The sequence below is a fragment of the Streptomyces fractus genome, from assembly GCF_049844455.1.
GTDB classification, from domain to species: domain Bacteria; phylum Actinomycetota; class Actinomycetes; order Streptomycetales; family Streptomycetaceae; genus Streptomyces; species Streptomyces fractus.
On record NZ_JBMYHI010000002.1, the window covers coordinates 6,062,807 to 6,079,594 of the forward strand.

16 protein-coding genes and 2 tRNA genes are annotated in these 16,788 nt (G+C 70.9%); 14 read left to right on the forward strand and 4 right to left on the reverse strand.

Annotated features, from left to right (window positions below; genetic code table 11):
- Positions 1-7 precede the first annotated feature (7 nt).
- Positions 8-1,129, reverse strand: a complete 1,122-nt coding sequence (locus ACP4E5_RS29375) for a M48 family metallopeptidase (RefSeq protein WP_425833827.1) — start codon at positions 1,127-1,129, stop codon at positions 8-10.
- 121 nt (positions 1,130-1,250) lie between these two features.
- Between ACP4E5_RS29375 and ACP4E5_RS29380 the strand changes: the two genes are divergently transcribed.
- The 9 genes from ACP4E5_RS29380 (at position 1,251) to ACP4E5_RS29420 (ending at position 6,167) form a co-directional block, all read left to right on the forward strand.
- Positions 1,251-1,394 carry a hypothetical protein gene (locus tag ACP4E5_RS29380; RefSeq protein ID WP_425833829.1) on the forward strand — a complete coding sequence of 48 codons (144 nt, stop codon included), beginning with the start codon at positions 1,251-1,253 and terminating at the stop codon, positions 1,392-1,394.
- Between the two features lie 194 nt (positions 1,395-1,588).
- On the forward strand, positions 1,589-1,750 hold the full coding sequence (locus ACP4E5_RS29385; protein WP_425833831.1) for a hypothetical protein: 162 nt from the start codon (positions 1,589-1,591) through the stop codon (positions 1,748-1,750).
- Between the two features lie 36 nt (positions 1,751-1,786).
- A complete protein-coding gene (gene nadD, locus ACP4E5_RS29390) occupies positions 1,787-2,449 on the forward strand; it encodes a nicotinate-nucleotide adenylyltransferase (RefSeq protein ID WP_425833833.1) in 663 nt (220 codons plus the stop codon).
- Between the two features lie 26 nt (positions 2,450-2,475).
- Entirely contained in the window at positions 2,476-4,062 is a 1,587-nt protein-coding gene (locus ACP4E5_RS29395) for an LCP family protein (protein WP_425833835.1), read from the forward strand.
- 140 nt (positions 4,063-4,202) lie between these two features.
- Positions 4,203-4,655, forward strand: coding sequence for a ribosome silencing factor (gene rsfS, locus ACP4E5_RS29400; RefSeq protein WP_425833837.1), 453 nt, complete (start codon positions 4,203-4,205; stop codon positions 4,653-4,655).
- Positions 4,652-5,299: a histidine phosphatase family protein gene (locus tag ACP4E5_RS29405; RefSeq protein ID WP_425833839.1), complete on the forward strand. Its 648-nt coding sequence runs from the start codon at positions 4,652-4,654 to the stop codon at positions 5,297-5,299. The genes rsfS and ACP4E5_RS29405 overlap by 4 nt, the downstream gene beginning before the upstream one ends.
- 131 nt (positions 5,300-5,430) lie before the next feature.
- Positions 5,431-5,503, forward strand: a tRNA-Ala gene (locus ACP4E5_RS29410).
- 226 nt (positions 5,504-5,729) lie between these two features.
- Positions 5,730-5,924 carry a hypothetical protein gene (locus ACP4E5_RS29415; protein WP_425833841.1) on the forward strand — a complete coding sequence of 65 codons (195 nt, stop codon included), beginning with the start codon at positions 5,730-5,732 and terminating at the stop codon, positions 5,922-5,924.
- A gap of 9 nt (positions 5,925-5,933) precedes the next feature.
- Positions 5,934-6,167, forward strand: coding sequence for a hypothetical protein (locus tag ACP4E5_RS29420; RefSeq protein ID WP_266719727.1), 234 nt, complete (start codon positions 5,934-5,936; stop codon positions 6,165-6,167).
- On the opposite strand, the gene ACP4E5_RS29425 is transcribed toward ACP4E5_RS29420, so the two are convergent.
- On the reverse strand, positions 6,136-7,332 hold the full coding sequence (locus ACP4E5_RS29425) for a glycosyltransferase 87 family protein (protein ID WP_425833843.1): 1,197 nt from the start codon (positions 7,330-7,332) through the stop codon (positions 6,136-6,138). The two genes, ACP4E5_RS29420 and ACP4E5_RS29425, sit on opposite strands and share 32 nt — an antisense overlap.
- Before the next feature lie 148 nt (positions 7,333-7,480).
- On the opposite strand from ACP4E5_RS29425, the gene ACP4E5_RS29430 reads away from it, so the two are divergent.
- Positions 7,481-7,553, forward strand: a tRNA-Ala gene (locus tag ACP4E5_RS29430).
- 92 nt (positions 7,554-7,645) lie between these two features.
- On the opposite strand, the gene ACP4E5_RS29435 is transcribed toward ACP4E5_RS29430, so the two are convergent.
- Positions 7,646-9,223, reverse strand: coding sequence for an NADH-ubiquinone oxidoreductase-F iron-sulfur binding region domain-containing protein (locus ACP4E5_RS29435; RefSeq protein ID WP_425833845.1), 1,578 nt, complete (start codon positions 9,221-9,223; stop codon positions 7,646-7,648).
- Positions 9,220-10,461, reverse strand: coding sequence for a ferric reductase-like transmembrane domain-containing protein (locus ACP4E5_RS29440; protein ID WP_425833847.1), 1,242 nt, complete (start codon positions 10,459-10,461; stop codon positions 9,220-9,222). The genes ACP4E5_RS29435 and ACP4E5_RS29440 overlap by 4 nt, the downstream gene beginning before the upstream one ends.
- Before the next feature lie 385 nt (positions 10,462-10,846).
- Here ACP4E5_RS29440 and leuS point away from each other — a divergent pair, with 385 nt between their 5' ends.
- From leuS to ACP4E5_RS29460, 4 genes are all read left to right on the forward strand, one after another.
- A complete protein-coding gene (leuS, locus tag ACP4E5_RS29445) occupies positions 10,847-13,765 on the forward strand; it encodes a leucine--tRNA ligase (RefSeq protein ID WP_425833849.1) in 2,919 nt (972 codons plus the stop codon).
- A 128-nt stretch (positions 13,766-13,893) separates the two neighbouring features.
- Positions 13,894-14,616 carry a hypothetical protein gene (locus ACP4E5_RS29450; protein WP_425833851.1) on the forward strand — a complete coding sequence of 241 codons (723 nt, stop codon included), beginning with the start codon at positions 13,894-13,896 and terminating at the stop codon, positions 14,614-14,616.
- 84 nt (positions 14,617-14,700) lie between these two features.
- The gene (locus tag ACP4E5_RS29455; RefSeq protein WP_425833853.1) at positions 14,701-15,549 is read left to right on the forward strand and encodes a DegV family protein; all 849 of its coding nucleotides are present in this window, start codon (positions 14,701-14,703) and stop codon (positions 15,547-15,549) included.
- 149 nt (positions 15,550-15,698) lie between these two features.
- On the forward strand, positions 15,699-16,661 hold the full coding sequence (locus ACP4E5_RS29460) for a ComEA family DNA-binding protein (protein WP_425833855.1): 963 nt from the start codon (positions 15,699-15,701) through the stop codon (positions 16,659-16,661).
- Positions 16,662-16,788: the final 127 nt, after the last annotated feature.

Sequence of the window (16,788 nt, forward strand, 5' to 3'; positions counted from 1 at the left end):
ACCGGGATCAGCGCTCGCCGGCGCCGTTCCCGGTGTCGCCGTCGTCGCCCTCGTCGGTCGTGCCGTGGTTGCCGGTGTTGCCCCCGCCGCCCGTACCGCCGAAGTTCCCGAAGCCGCGCCGCACCCGGCCGCCCAGGTCACCTGCGCCGCCCGCGATGTCGCTGACCAGCTTCATCAGCGGGTCCTTCGACGTCTTCACGGAATCCGTGTAGTGCGAGGCCGACTCGCGCCACGAGTCCGTCACCGAGGTGTCCTTGTCCTCGCTGCGGCGCGGGTAGTGACCGTCCATCAGACGCTGGTAGTCGCGGCTCGCCGCCCACTTCTTCAGCTCGGCGGCGCGCACCGTGGTGAACGGGTGCGAGCGCGGCATCACGTTGAGGATCTTCAGCACGGAGTCGCGCAGATCACCCCCGGCCTCGTACTCCTCGGCCTGCTTGAGGAACGCGTCCACGTTCATCTCGTGCAGATGGTTGCCGCCCGCGATCTTCATCAGGCCGCGCATGGACGCCTGGAGGTCCTGACCGACCAGCAACCCGGCGCGGTCCGCGGACAGTTCGGACTTGCGGAACCACTCGCGCAGCGCCGTCACGATCGCCATGATCGCGAGGTTGCCCAGCGGGATCCACGCGACGCGCAGCGCGAGGCTCGTCAGGAACAGCAGGATCGTCCGGTACACCGAGTGGCCGGACAGCGCGTGCCCCACCTCGTGGCCGACGACGGCCCGCATCTCCTCCTCGTCGAGAAGCTCCACAAGTCCCGTGGTGACGACGATGATCGGCTCGTCGAGGCCGATGCACATCGCGTTCGGCTGCGGGTCCTGGGTGACGTACATCGGCGGGACCTTCTCCAGGTCCAGGATGTAACAGGCGTCCCGCAGCATCGTGTTGAGGTGCGCGAACTGATCGTCGGACACCCGCACCGAGTCCGACAGGAACAGCAGACGCAGACTGCGCTCGGGAAGCAGTCCGCTCAGCGCCTTGAAGACCGTGTCGAACCCGCTGAGCTTGCGCAGCGCCACGAGCGCCGAGCGGTCCGCGGGGTGCTCGTACGCCCGCGAGGAGATCCCCGGGAAGCGTCGGCGCTGCCTGCTGGGTACGTTCTCGTGCTGCTCGTTCGGTTCGTCGGGCATCCGACTTCCCCCATGTTCCGTGTGTTCGGCCAGTCTCGCCGATTCCGGTGTGCCCCCAAGGTGGAGTCCACACTAGGCGGATATACCGTGACGGGGCAGCACACCGAAGGAGCGAACCGTCATGGAGCACATCGATCACGTCATCAGCGCGGCGGCGTCGGACCAGGGTCCGGGGAACCTGTTGCGCGGCGTACTGATCGTCGGCGTGCTGGGCGCCGCCTTCCTCGCCTGGTTCCTGTTGCGGGGCTACAAGAGCGACGACTGACGGGCCCGTTCGGCAGAGTCGGCGTGAGTGCCGCGAGGGCTGCCGCTTACGATGGGCCGGAAGTCTTGCTGAGATTTCTCTGGCGATGACGTTCCCGGTCGCCCCGCCCGACCTGCTTGTCGGCTGGGGGTCCGGGGGTTACCCCCCGGGAAAGCACAGCATCCCGATCCCACACCGGATAGGTCCTGCTGAAGATGAGCATCCACAGCACCGCTGCCCAGCTCGCCACCCTCGCTGCCGAGGGCGAGAAAGGCGGCAACCACGAAAGCCTCAGCCCCCTCGTGACGGGCGGTGGCGCTTTCATCATCCTGATCCTGCTGCTGTGGATCACCACCCGCTTCAACCGCGACCGCTGACACCCCACTGAGGACGGGCCAGTAGGCTCTGCACGCATGGGAGCGCAGGACATGCCTACCGGCCCGGTCAACAGCCCGGCCGGGGGCCCGGATCGTGAGTGGGCCTCACCGGCGAAGCGACGCCTCGGCGTCATGGGCGGAACGTTCGACCCGATTCACCACGGACACCTGGTGGCGGCCAGCGAGGTCGCCGCGCAGTTCCACCTCGACGAGGTGGTGTTCGTGCCCACCGGGCAGCCCTGGCAGAAGAGCGCCAAGCAGGTGTCCCCGGCCGAGGACCGTTACCTGATGACGGTCATCGCGACCGCCGAGAACCCGCAGTTCTCGGTGAGCCGCATCGACCTCGACCGCGGCGGTCCGACGTACACGACGGACACCCTGCGCGATCTGCGCGAGCTCAACCCGGAGACGGACCTCTTCTTCATCACAGGTGCCGACGCTCTCGGCCAGATCCTCACCTGGCGTTACACCGAAGAGCTGTTCTCCCTGGCACACTTCATCGGAGTCACGCGGCCGGGCCACACGCTCGCCGATCCGGGTCTGCCGGAGGGCGGCGTCTCGTTCGTCGAGGTTCCCGCCCTCGCCATCTCGTCCACGGACTGCCGCGACAGGGTCGCCAAGGGCGACCCCATCTGGTACATGGTGCCGGACGGTGTGGTGCGCTATATCGACAAGCGCCAGCTGTACCGAGGCGACTGAACCCTGCACCGCCGAGAGGGGCATCGGTGAACGACCGATACGACGGTTACGACCAGCAGAGTTACGAGCTGGTCGGATATGACGAGTCCGGCCGGCCGGTCTACCGGCCGGTCCAGCAGGCGCCGTCGTACGAGCAGAACTCCCCGTACGGGTACGGCTACGACCCGTACGCGGGCGGACAGCAGCAGCCGGCCGGGCAGCAGCCCCAGCAGCATCAGCAACCTCCTGCGTACGACCCCTACGGCGGCGCGCCGCAGCAGGCCCAGCAGGCTCAACAGGCTCCGCAGGCCACCGCCTACATCCCGCAGCAGGCTCCGCCGCCCGCGCCGCAGCAGGCCCCGCAGCACGAGCGCGACTACCGCACGGAGCAGTTCGAGTTCGTCGAGGAGCCGGACGAGGACTCCGAAGACGTCATCGACTGGCTGAAGTTCACCGAGTCGCGCACCGAGCGGCGCGAGGAGGCGCGGCGCCGCAGCCGCAACCGGGGCGTCGCCCTCGTCGTCGTCCTCGCCCTGTGCCTGGTCGGCGGCGCCGGCTACCTCTGGTACCAGGGCAAGCTGCCGTTCCTGTCGAAGGACGCGGCGAAGACGGGCGCGGCCGCCGCGACCGGTCCGCAGAACCGTGACGTCATCGTCGTCCACCTGCACAACACCAAGGGCGGCGGCACGTCCACGGCGCTGCTCGTGAACAACACCACCACGAAGCGGGCCACCGCCGTCCTGCTGCCGAACACCCTCGCCCTGTCGGACGAGGACGGCACCAGCACCACGCTCGCCAAGTCCGTCGAGGAGGACGGCTCCTCCGGCACGAGCGACGGCCTCGACACCCTGCTCGGCACCGACATCCAGGGCACCTGGCGGCTCGACACCCCGTACCTCAACAACCTCGTCGAGCTCGTCGGGAGCATCGACGTCACCACCGACACGAACGTGCCCGACCCCGCCAAGAAGGGCACCGTGCTCGTCCACAAGGGCGCGGACCAGACCCTCAGCGGCCCGGCGGCCGTGGCGTACGCCACGTACCGGGGCAAGGGTGAGCCGCAGACCGCGCAGCTCGCACGGTTCGGTCAGGTCATGCAGGGCGTGCTGCGCAAGCTGTCGTCCGACCCGCAGGCCGCGACGACGACCGTGCAGACGCTCGCCCAGATCCTCGACCCGTCGCTGACCGAGAAGGACCTCGGTGCCTTCCTCGCCAAGCTCGCCGACCGGGCCAAGGAGGGCGACTACAAGAGCGAGGTGCTGCCGGTGCAGCGCGGCGGCGCCATCTCCCGGTCCACCGCGAACTCCGTGGTCGAGAACGTGCTCGGCGGCACCGTGAAGGCCCCGTCGACCGGTGACTCCCTGCGCGTCGGCATCGAGAACGCCACCGGCAACAAGGCCCGCACCGAGAAGGCCCGCGTCGCCCTGGTCAACGGCGGCTACACGTTCGTGTCGGGTGGAACCGGAACGGCGATCGCGACCTCTCGGGTCACGTACACCGACGCCGCGCACAAGCAGGACGCCGTGGAGGTCGCCAAGACCCTCGGCCTGCCGACCTCGTCCGTGACCAAGGGCAAGGCGGCGAGGAACGCGGACGTGTCCGTGGTGCTGGGCCAGAACTACACCGGGCAGTGACCGCCCACCGCAGAACCGTGGCCCCGCGCCCGTGGGGCCACGGTTAAGGCCGTGAGGCGTGTCGGTGGGCCGTGAGACCCTTGGGGTACTGCCCTGAGGGATCTCTCAGGGGATTCAGACCGCCGACGGAAAGCCTTGTAGTGACCGCCACTGACCGTTCCATCGAGCTCATCAACGTCGCCGCACAGGCGGCAGCGGACAAGCTCGCGCACGACATCATCGCCTACGACGTCAGCGATGTGCTGTCCATCACGGACGCCTTCCTGCTCGCTTCGGCGCCCAACGACCGCCAGGTCAAGTCGATCGTCGACGAGATCGAGGAGAAGCTGAACAAGGAGCTCGGCGCCAAGCCGGTGCGCCGCGAGGGCGACCGTGACGCCCGCTGGATCCTGCTCGACTACGTCGACATCGTCGTCCACGTCCAGCACAGCGAGGAGCGCGTCTTCTACGCCCTGGAGCGGCTGTGGAAGGACTGCCCCGAGCTCGACCTGCCTGAGGACGCCAAGGCCACCCGCGGCAAGGCCGAGGAGCACGCCAAGGAGCGGGAGGCCGCTGCCGAGGAGATGCGGGAGCTCGGCGGTGAGGTGCTGTGACCAGCACCTCTCGGGGGCGGCGCGTCATCCTGTGGCGGCACGGCCAGACCGCGTGGAACCTGGAGCGCCGCTTCCAGGGCACCACGGACATCGGGCTGACCGAGACCGGCGTCGCCCAGGCCCGCCGCGCCGCCCGGCTGCTCGCCTCCCTGCGGCCGGACGCGATCGTCGCGTCCGACCTCGCGCGGGCCGCTTCCACCGCCGCCGAACTGACCGCGCTCACGGGCCTCGACGCCACGTACGACGAGAACCTGCGCGAGACGTACGCGGGGGAGTGGCAGGGCCTCACGCACGAGGAGATCATCGCCCGCTTCGGCGACCAGTACGCGGCGTGGAAGCGCGGCGAGCCCGTGCGCCGCGGAGGCGGCGAGCTGGAGACCGAGGTCGCCGACCGGGCCGCGCCCGTCGTGCTGCGGCACGCGGACAAGCTGCCCGACGACGGCCTGCTGGTCGTCGTCAGCCACGGCGGCACCATCCGCACCACCATCGGCCGGCTGCTCGGCCTGGAGGCCCACCACTGGGAGGGGCTCGGCGGCCTGTCGAACTGCTGCTGGTCCGTCCTCGGCGAGGGCGCCCGCGGCTGGCGCCTGCTGGAGCACAACGCGGGCACGCTGCCGGAACCGGTCCTCGGCGACGACGACTAGGGCCTGTCCTCGGACCAGGCCCTGGGCGTCCGTGAGGCCCGAGGGACCGGATTTCACTTTCCGGCAGGTCGCAGGCTAAAGTTCTTCTTGTTCGGCCCGCCGGGGGAAAGCCCGGAGGGGGAAGAACGCGAGGGGCTATAGCTCAGTTGGTAGAGCGCCTGCATGGCATGCAGGAGGTCAGGAGTTCGATTCTCCTTAGCTCCACAGGAATCAAAGATCCCGTCCCGTAAAGGGGCGGGATTTTTCGTTGCCGATTTTGCGGCAGGTTTGAGGCGCCAGGGGCGCCCGGGGCGTATACCTCTGCGGACGTCGTGTCCGGACTGGTACGCGGGCGTCGCTGACCGGGTCGCTTCCGCCGTGGCAGAATCGGACGGCCGGAACGGGGCAGTGTCCTACCGACGAAGGCGGCCCGCTGGGGAGGGAGTGCGCGATGCCCTTGAGCATCACCGAGGAAGCCGATCGCTTCCTCGGCATGGCAGCGATATCCGCCGAGCCCCCGGCCGGTTCAGAAGCGGTCCCGTCCCTCAACTGTCCGTCCTGCGGCTCCATCCACGTCGCCCAGATGCTCGGCGACAACGGCGGGATCTCGTACGTGTGCACGGCCTGCGGCCACAGCTGGAGCTGAGCGGAACACATGGGTGCACACAGGAGGAAGTGCGACTGGTGCGGCAGCGGTACGCCCATCGTGCGCGACATGGAGCCGCTGAATCCCGACTACCAGTACTGGTGCGAGGAATGCGCGCGGGCGCTGATCATAAAGGGCGACCCGATCGAGACGTACCGCGAGTTGGAGGGCGAGCCGATCTACGGCCGGCTCCTGGACGAGCACTGCACGCTCAAGCGCTTCTATTCGTTCGCCAGAGCGTGAACGCCGAGTGCGCCGAGTACGCCAGGAAGGCGCACGCCACTCCCACGTAGAGCGCCGAAAGTATCGACTCCCCTGCGTTCTGGTGGAGTTCGGGCCGTCCGCCGGTGTGCGGCACCCACCACAGTGCGTACGTGCAGAACGCCAAGGCCACGGCGAGCGCGGTCTTTTGACGGCCCGACTCCCACACGAGCAGTACCAACGGCACGCACCAGACCCAGTGGTGGGACCACGAGACGGGGCTGACCAGGAGCGCCGTCGTCGCGCACGCCACCGCCGCCAGGGCGAGGCGCCCGCGCAGCGCCGCCGTGACCGCGACCGCGAGGCCGACCAGGGCCGTCACGGCGGCGGCGAGGACCCACCAGGCCCCGGGATCCCCGGTGTGCAGCAGCCGGGCCAGTACGCCGCGCAGTGACTGGTTGCCGGTCTCCTCGGCGTGGCCGGGGCGGTCCGACTCGAAGACCGTCCGCGTCCAGAAGTGCCGGGAGTCGTGCGGCAGGACGACGGCCGTAAGGACGGTCACGCAGACGAAAGAGCCCGCCGCCACGCAGGCTCCGCGCACCCACGGCCGCCAGGCCCCGCCCCGCGCCAACTGCGCGAGCCCCGTGCACAGCAGGAAGACGGCGAACAGCGCGGGCGTCAGCTTGATCGCCGCCGCGATGCCGATCCCCACGCCCGCCCAGCGGTGCCCGGGCCGGCGTGTCAGGTCCCACAGGACGAGCACGGCGAGCAGCAGGTTGACCTGCCCGTAGCGCAGCGTCGTCCACACCGGCTCGCACCACACGGCGGCGGCCGCCACCCACAAGGCGTGCTCCACGCGCGCGTGGCGTCGCACGAGGCGCAGGGAGAGGTGCACAAGTCCGAAGAGGAGGGCGAGGTTCGCGGCGGTCGCGGCGACCTTCATGGTCACCACGTCCAGGAACGTCAGCGGCAGGAACAGCAGCGCGGCGAACGGCGGGTAGGTGGTCGGCAGGTCGGCGTAGGTCGCGCGCAGTGCGTACAGGTCGCCGCCGGTGCGGACCGTCCAGCCCTCGGCCCGGTAGACCATCAGATCGATCATGGAGACGTCGGCCGCGCGCTGGGCGATCACGAAGGCCGTGAACGAGAGCAGGCAGGCTCCCAGAGCAGCTGGTGCGTGGCGGGTGCGGGGCAGGGCGAGCACAGTCACATGGGGCAACACTAGTAGCCGTCAACGGCGACTTTTCCATACAGAAGGGGGCGGAAAGGAAACGATTTGGTGATGCACCCCGGTGACCGTGTAATGTTGGCGACGCCGCCGGGGAGACCGACAGGGAAGCCCCGGAGGACCAAAGCACGGGGCTATAGCTCAGTTGGTAGAGCGCCTGCATGGCATGCAGGAGGTCAGGAGTTCGATTCTCCTTAGCTCCACAGGAGTTGTGAAGGCGGGCCATCCGATTCGGATGGCCCGCCTTCGTATATGGCCGGTGTACGGCCGGTATGTGTCGGGGTGTACGTGCCCGCTACCTCCGGGCGCGGCTGCGGCCGGGCGGGAGCGCAGGGCGTGCCGGCCTCCGGTCCTGCGGGGCCGCCGAGGCGTCCTCCTCGATCCGCAGCGCCAGCGCGGGACAGCGGCGCACGGCCCGTACCGCGTTCGCCTCCGAGTAGCCGGGGACCGCGGCCTCCGCGACCGTCGGGAAGCCGTCGGGTCCCAACTGCAGCAGCTCAGGCACGATGTCCGCGCACAGGCCGTGGCCCCGGCACAGCGTCCAGTCGACGGCGAGCCGCTTCCCGCTGGGCGTCACGCTCGCCGGCGCCTCCGCGTGCAGCGGCAGCACACCGAGCACCGGGCGGCCGCAGCCGGCGCCCAGGACATGTGCGGCCAGGTCGTCCGTGAACGCCGAGATCGTCGACTCGATGAACGCCGCCGAACCGTCCGGATGCTTGCACGCCCCGCGCCGCTTCACCGCGTGCGTGACCTCGCGCAGCGCCTCCAGGGCGGTGGGGCCGCCACCGTTCAGCACGTCCTCGAGTCCGCGCGCCGCCGCGGGTAGCCCCAGGTAGCAGGGCCCGCACTGGCCCGCGCTCTCCGAGGCCAGCCACTGCGCCACCTTCAGGGCCTCGCCGAGCGGGCAGGTGTCCGGGCCGATCGGCAGGATCGCCCCGGCGCCGAGCGCGCCGCCCGAGGCCTCCAGGGAGGCGCGGGAGACGATGGCGTCCTGCGCGCCCACCCCGTCCAGCCACTTGCCGTGATAGCCGCCCGTGAGGACGCCCTGCGGGAGCGGGGGAGCGCCCGCGAGCTGGAGTACGTAGCTCAGCGGGACGCCCGCCGGCACCTCCAGGACCATCGGGCGGGCGACCGCCCCGGAGAGCGTCAGCAGGATCGTGCCGGGCTCGTCGTGCAGGCCCGTGCGGCAGTAGCGCTCGGCGCCCGTGCGGGCCGCGATGGCGAGCTGGGCGAAGGTCTCCGCGTTCGACAGGAGCGTGGGGGCGCCGCCGACGCCGGAGTCGGAGGCGCGGACCTTGCGGCCCGGCGGCATGGGCGGGCCGCCGTCCGCCGAGCGGATCAGGGCCGAGGACTCCCCGGTGACCATGCGCACCGGATTGCGCTGCACGCGCGCGCGGAGCGGCGAATTGCGGCGGTTCGACAGGCCGCGCTCGGCGAGGGCCGCCTGCATCGACGCCTCGGTGCTGTCGCGGGTCACGCCGATGACGAGCGTGCGCGCGCCGATCGCCTCCGCGACGAGCAGGGCGCCGTCCAGGATCAGGTGCGGGGCCCGGTTGATCAGCACGGTGTCCTTGCGGCAGGCCGGCTCGTCCTCGCTGCCGTTGACGACGACCACCGGGCGCACTCCGCGCCGGATCGCCGACTCCGCGACCGCGCGGAGCTTCTTGGCGAAGGGGAAGCCCGCGCCGCCCCGGCCGCGCAGGGATATCGCCTGGGCCAGCTGCGCGAGCGGTTCGCCCGCCATGGGTTCCAGCGGTCCGTGCACCTTCAGGTGCATGTCGAGGTCGAGCCGGTCCACGAGGTCGAACCCCGAAGTGAGCTGGGGAAGTCCGACGACCCGGACCTCCGGGACGTCGGGCAGTGCGGTGTTCACTGCGTGCCTCCGTAGGGCGTGGTCCAGGGCTCGCCGGAAGCGGGTGCTTGGTAGGGGCCGGGGAGCGGTTCGGTGGGATCGGGCGCTTCTGCGTAGAGGTGTTCGTAGGCGCCGCTGTTCGTGCCGTCCCCGTAGGCGGCGGGGTAGCCGGGCACGCCTCCGTAGGGGGTGTCGTACGTCGGGTCGTACAGGGAGCGCGGGGCTTCGGCCGGTGGCGGCGGGGAGGGGGCGGGCCACCGCTCGGTGGGCGCGGACGCCACGGGCTCCGCGTACTGCTCCAGGTACGGGACCGACTGCGTGGGCAGCTCCGAGCGGGGGAGGGAGGACACCGCGCGGTAGGCGGCCGCGAAGCCGATGTCCGTCTGGGGCGGGGGAGTGGGCTCGTAAGAGGGCTGCGGGGCGGACTCCGGGCGCGGCGGCTGCGGGGCGGCCGGTGCGGGCTCGTAGGAGGGAAGCTGCTGCTCGTAGGAAGGCTGTGGGAGGGGCGCACCGGCCCGCCTGGTGCCGCTCGCGCGCGGACCGGCGTCCAGGAATTCGAGGATGCGCACCGCCACCTTGCGCCGGAAGGGCTGCGGCGCCGCCCGAAGGGCGATCGCGCCGGCGACCGCGACCAGGGCCAGGCAGTACAGGACGGTCACGTACCCCTTGGCGGGCCGGCCCGCGTACATGCCGTGCATGAGGGCGAAGCACCAGGCCGGGTAGGCGAGCATGTGGGTCGCGCGCCAGCGGGCGGCGAGCCGCGCGGGGGAGGCCATGGAGCTGCGCAGCGCGCCCGTGACGCCCGTGGTGACCATGAGGAGTCCGGCGGTCACGCCCAGGCCGATCAGGCCCGCGCTGCCGACGAAGCCCCCGGAGAACGGGACCAGCGCGCCGAGCAGCGTCACGTGCGAGAGCGCGAGCTTCACGCTGATGTGCAGCAGCAGGAAGACCAGCGAGGCGACCGCGGTGATCCGGTGCACGGCCTGCGCGAGCAGCCGCTGCCGCGAGGTGAGGAAGACCCGGTCGGAGGCGACCAGGCCCCAGACGACAGACGAGGTCAGCGAGACCAGGGAGAGCACGCCCGCGCCGAAGTCGAGCGTCGTCCGCACGGCGTCGCTCCCGATGGACACGAACACGGGCAGCAGGAGGACGACTCCCGCGATGAGCAGCCCTGTTCTCCTGCGACGGCCGGCGCCAGGTGTACGTGAACTCCTGGGCGTACGAAGGGAGTTCAGGGAGTGAGGGGTTCGAGGGTTCATGGGGGTGACTCCGAACGGTTCGGCACGGTGGTCCCACGGCCCGCACTCTAGATCGAGGCATACCGGGCAGTACGAGGTTTGAGTTATCTCGCTGTTATCTACGAGATGTTTGGTCTTTACGTTGTCCCGATAGGGGGCGGTACGCCGAGTAATCCCTGGGGTGCGGTGGGGCGCGGGGAAGCCCGTCGCGGGCCGCGCGAGGGCTGCGGTACCCTGACGCCATGCGTGCCGTATGCCTTCTGCTTAGTGAGCCGCGCTGATCAGTCCCGACCCGCCCCCAGGGCGTGAGGTCGGAATCGGCGCGGCGTCCCCTCCTGTGCGAGGGGCTTTTTCATTTCTTGAGCACTGGCCGCCGGCAGAGACGATCGATGGAGCTTTGAGGATCATGAGCGAGACGAATAACGCCGCCGCTTCCGAGGCGGCGGTCGCGCCGCACCGCTATACGGCGGCCATGGCCGCCGACATCGAGGCACGCTGGCAGGACTTCTGGGACGAGCACGGCACCTATGAGGCGCCGAACCCGAGCGGTGACCTGGTGGGCGACCCGCAGGTCGCGTCGCGGCCCAAGAAGTTCATCATGGACATGTTCCCGTACCCCTCTGGTGCGGGCCTGCACGTCGGCCACCCGCTGGGCTACATCGCCACGGACGTCTTCGCGCGCTTCCAGCGCATGACGGGCCACAACGTGCTGCACACCCTGGGCTTCGACGCGTTCGGCCTGCCCGCCGAGCAGTACGCCGTGCAGACGGGCACCCACCCGCGCACGTCGACCGAGGCCAACATGGAGAACATGAAGGTCCAGCTGCGCCGCCTGGGCCTGGGCCACGACATGCGCCGGTCGTTCGCCACGATCGACCCGGAGTACTACAAGTGGACGCAGTGGATCTTCCTGCAGATCTTCAACTCCTGGTACGACGACGACCTGAAGAAGGCCCGTCCGATCGCCGACCTGGTCAAGCAGTTCGAGACCGGTGACCGCGCCGTTCCCGGCGGTGGCTCCTGGAGCGAGCTGAACGAGGCCGAGCGCGCCGACATCCTGGGTGAGTACCGCCTGGCGTACGCCTCCGACGCGCCCGTGAACTGGGCGCCGGGCCTGGGCACCGTCCTGGCCAACGAGGAGGTCACCTCCGACGGCCGCTCCGAGCGCGGCAACTTCCCCGTCTTCAAGGCGAAGCTGCGCCAGTGGAACATGCGCATCACCGCCTACGCGGACCGGCTGATCGACGACCTGGACGGCCTGGACTGGCCCGAGGCGATCAAGCTGCAGCAGCGCAACTGGATCGGCCGCTCCGAGGGTGCGCGGATCGACTTCGCCGTTCCGTCCGCCGAGGGTGCCGGCTCCGGCGAGGAGAAGATCACCGTCTTCTCGACCCGCCAGGACACCTTGTTCGGCGCCACTTACATGGTGCTGGCCCCCGAGCACGAACTGGTCGAGAAGATCGTCCCGGCCGCCTGGCCAGAGGGCACGCACGACGTGTGGACCGGCGGGCACGCGACGCCTGCTGAGGCCGTCGCCGCGTACCGCAAGCAGGCCGCCTCGAAGTCCGACGTCGAGCGCCAGACCGAGGCCAAGGACAAGACCGGCGTCTTCACCGGCGCGTTCGCGACCAACCCGGTCAGCGGCGAGCAGGTCCCGGTCTTCATCGCCGACTACGTACTGATGGGCTACGGCACCGGCGCGATCATGGCCGTCCCGGCGCACGACAGCCGCGACTTCGCCTTCGCGCGTGCCTTCGAGCTGCCGATGCGCTGTGTGGTCGAGCCGAGCGACGATCGCGGCACGGACCCCTCGACGTGGGACGACGCGTTCGTCGCGGGCGACGCGAAGCTGGTCAACTCCGCGAGCGACGAGGTGAACCTGGACGGCCTGGGCGTCGCCGACGCCAAGGCCCGCATGACCGAGTGGCTGGAGCGCAAGGGCATCGGCGCCGGCACGGTCAACTTCCGGCTGCGCGACTGGCTGTTCAGCCGTCAGCGCTACTGGGGCGAGCCCTTCCCGATCGCCTACGACGAGGACGGCATCGCCCACGCGCTGCCCGAGTCGATGCTGCCGCTGGAGCTGCCCGAGGTCGAGGACTACAGCCCGCGCACCTTCGACCCGGACGACGCCGACACGCAGCCCGAGACGCCGCTGTCACGCAACGAGGACTGGGTCAACGTCACGCTGGACCTGGGCGACGGCAAGGGCCCGCGCAAGTTCCGCCGCGAGACCAACACCATGCCCAACTGGGCGGGTTCGTGCTGGTACGAGCTGCGTTACCTGGACCCGAACAACAGCGACAAGCTGGTCGACCCGGAGATCGAGCAGTACTGGATGGGCCCCCGCGAGGGCATGCCCACCGGTGGTGTCGACCTGTACGTCGGCGGCGCCGAGCACGCCGTGCTGCACCTGCTGTACGCGCGCTTCTGGTCGAAGGTGCTGTTCGACCTGGGCCACATCTCGTCGTCCGAGCCGTTCCACAAGCTGTACAACCAGGGCATGATCCAGGCGTACGTCTACCGGGACGCGCGCGGGATCGCCGTACCGGCCGCCGAGGTGGAGGAACGCGACGGCGCGTACTACTACCAGGGCGAGAAGGTCACGCGCCTGCTGGGCAAGATGGGCAAGTCCCTGAAGAACGCCGTCACGCCGGACGAGATCTGCGCCGAGTACGGCGCGGACACGCTGCGTCTGTACGAGATGGCGATGGGCCCGCTGGACGTCTCCCGGCCGTGGGACACGCGCGCGGTGGTCGGCCAGTTCCGGCTGCTGCAGCGCCTGTGGCGCAACATCGTCGACGAGACGACCGGCGAGGTCACCGTCGTCGACGTGCCCGAGGCGGACATCGACGTGGCCACGCTGCGCGCCCTGCACAAGGCGATCGACGGCGTGCGCGGCGACCTGGAGGGCATGCGCTTCAACACCGCCATCGCCAAGGTCACCGAGCTGAACAACCACCTGGTGAAGGCCTACCAGGGTGGCTCGCTGCCGCGTTCGGTCGCCGAGCGCCTGGTGCTGCTGGTCGCGTCGCTGGCCCCGCACGTCGCCGAGGAGCTGTGGCGCAAGCTGGGCCACAGCGACTCCGTCGTCCACCAGGACTTCCCGGTCGCCGACCCCGAGTACGCGGTCGACGAGGCCGTGACCTGCGTCGTGCAGATCAAGGGCAAGGTCAAGGCCCGCCTGGAGGTCTCCCCGGCGATCTCCGAGGAGGAGCTGGAGAAGATCGCCCTGGCCGACGAGAAGGTCGTCGCCGCGCTGGACGGCGCCGGCATCCGCAAGGTGATCGTGCGGGCACCAAAGCTGGTGAACATCGTGCCCGCGTAGTTCGCGCGCACGGCGCTCAGGGTTGTTCCCTACGGGCAGGTTGGGGGTTCCGCTGGAACCCTCGGCCTGCCCGCTCCGTTTACGGTGGAGAGAGTGGCTGGGCGGGGCGACCTTGAGGAGAGAGCGCTATGGAAGCAGTGCTGATGATCATCGCGCTGATCTTCGTCGCGTTTCTGGCGTTCGGCGGGTACATGACCGTGAAGGCGGTCGGCGCGGCCAAGCGCGGCGTGGACCGCAAGGTCGAGCAGGCGCGGCGGGCGGTGGAGGACACCACGCTGCGCGCCAGGAGCTACGCGCAGCCCGGCACGGCAGCCGAATTGGCGCAGCTGCGGCTGAAGCTGCGCACCTCCATGCGGGCCACGCAGGACGCGCTGCACGCGCGTGTGACGGAGGACACCTCGCTCAAGGAGTCCCTCGGCCTCTTCGAGCGCCTGAGTGCGCACGGGCACGCGGTGGACGCCGAGCTGAAGCGGCTGGAGAGCGAGCCCGACAAGGGGCAGGTGGCGCGGGTGCTGCCGGAGCTCAGGACGCGAACGGAGCAGATCACGCGGTCCGCCGACGCGCTGCGGCACGCGGCCCGCGACCGGGCCGGCCGGTTCGCGAGCGACGACCTGGACGCGCTGAGTTCGCAGATCGACCTGGAGGCCGGGGCGCTGCGGCACTGGACGACCGAGCCGGGGCCCGCGGCGGCATCCGCGGCAGGATCCGAGCCGGGGCCCGCGCGGGAGGCGCCGCGGACGGACCGCAGGCAGGGGCGGGACCGGGAGCGGAACCGGGCCGCGATCACTCCGCCAGGTGTACGCCCCGCGTATCCGTGGGAGAAGAAACCCCGTCCGGAGAGCACGACTTGATCGCCCGTCGGCCCGCGTCGGCCGGTGGCCGGCAGGCAGGGGTCGGACTGCCGCCGGGGGACCGTGGCAGGTAACCTCCGGTGCATGTCCCGCCATGTCGCGATCGTCACCGATTCAACGGCCTACCTGCCGCAGCGGACGATGGAGCGCCACGGCATCACGGCGGTGCCGTTGACCGTGGTCCTGGGTGACCGGGCGCTCGAGGAGGGTACGGAGATCTCCGCCCGCTCGGTCGCGGAGGCGCTGCAGAAGCGTCGGTCGGTCACGACGTCGAGACCCAGCCCGGAGCTGTTCGCCGAGACCTACCGCAAGGTGGCCGAGTCCGGCGCCACCGCCATCGTCTCGCTGCACCTGTCCGCGGAGATCTCCGGGACGTACGACGCCGCGGTGCTGGCCGCGCGCGAGGCCCCGGTCCCAGTGCGCGTCGTGGACACCGGGATGGTGGCCATGGCCCTCGGCTTCTGCGCGCTCGCTGCGGCGGAGACGGCCGACGCGGGGGGCACGGCCGACGAGGCGGTGAACGCGGCGGAGAAGCGGGCCGCGGGTACGTCGGCGTACTTCTACGTCGACACGCTGGACTATCTGCGCCGCGGCGGCCGGATCGGCGCCGCGCAGGCGCTGTTCGGGTCCGCGCTCGCGGTCAAGCCGCTGCTCCAGCTCGACGGCGGCCGCATCGAACTCCTGGAGAAGGTCCGCACGTCGTCGAAGGCGATCGCGCGGCTCCAGGAGATCGTGGCCGAGCGGGCGGGCAGCGCGCAGGTGGACGTGGCCGTGCACCATCTGGCCGCGCCGGAGCGGGCGGAGGCGCTCGCGGGGTGGCTCCGCGAGCAGGTGCCGGGCCTGGCCGAGCTGCACGTCAGCGAGGTGGGGGCGGTGATCGGGGCGCACACGGGGCCGGGATTGCTGGGGGCCGTGGTCTCGCCTCGGGCGTAGGGCGCTGCGTGCGCGACGTGTGAGCGGTGGGTTCTCGGGGCGTGCTTCGTCGGCTGCGTGGGTGACGGAGTTTTCCACAACTGCCGGGTTGTCCCCGGAAATTGAGCAAGATCCACTTGTTGGTGGGGCGGTGCCTACCGTCTCGTGACATGGACCTTCGAGCACGGACACGGACGGCACGCCCCTCCAGCGGGCCGGGGCGCGGCCCCGCATCGGACAGCCGCGCCCGGCAGCGGCGCGTGGTGCGGCGGCGGGCGCGGCGCAGGGGCGTCGAGGCGGAGCGGACCCGGCTGCGGGCGGAGGCGCTGTTCGCGCCACCGGAGCCGGTGGTCGAGCCGGTCCCTGTGCAGGCGCAGGCGCAGGCGGAGGCGGAGGCCGGGTCGGTTGAGCCCGCGCCGGTCCCGGAGCCCTCGCGGCGGGAGCGTGCGGCGTTCGCCCTGCGGGACCGGTTGCCGCTGTGGGTACAGACGCGGTGCGGGGTCGAGCGGCGCGGCGCCGTGGCGCTGGCCGTCCTCGTCGGCGTGGTGGGGCTCTTCGCCGTGCAGCACTTCTGGGCGGGGCGTACGCAGCCGGTGCGGGCGCCCGAGACGGTGCGGGCGGCGGCGCCGCGGGCCGTGGGGCTCCCGGACGGCGGCGCCTCGACCGCCGCGGCGGGGCCGGGGCCTGCGGCGAGCGGCGCCGCCGGGATCGTCGTGGACGTGAGCGGAAAGGTGCGAAGGCCGGGGGTCCATCGGCTGCCTGCCGGGTCCCGCGTGGCGGACGCGTTGCGGGCAGCCGGTGGGTTGCGCCCGGGCACGGACACCGAGGGGCTCAACAGGGCGCGGTTCCTTGTGGACGGTGAGCAGGTCCTGGTGGGCGAGCCGCCGGCGGCAGCCGCCGCCGTGCCGTCGGGCGGGTCAGCGGGGGCGTCGGCGTCAGCGGGCCCTATCGGCCTCAACACGGCCACGCTGGAACAGCTCGACACCTTGCCGGGCGTCGGCCCCGTACTGGCGCAGCACATCGTCGACTACCGCACGGAGCACGGCGGTTTCCGCTCCGTCGACGAGCTGCGCGAGGTCAATGGGATCGGTGATCGCCGCTTCGAGGATCTGCAGAATGCCGTGCGGCCGTGAGTCGCCTGGTGCTGCGGGGCGACCGGGAGGCGTCGGCGCCAGCGGGCCGCCTCGGCGACGCGCATCCGCGCCAAGAGGGGCCGCTGGACCTGCGGTTGGTGCCGCCCGCGCTTGCGGCGTGGGGCAC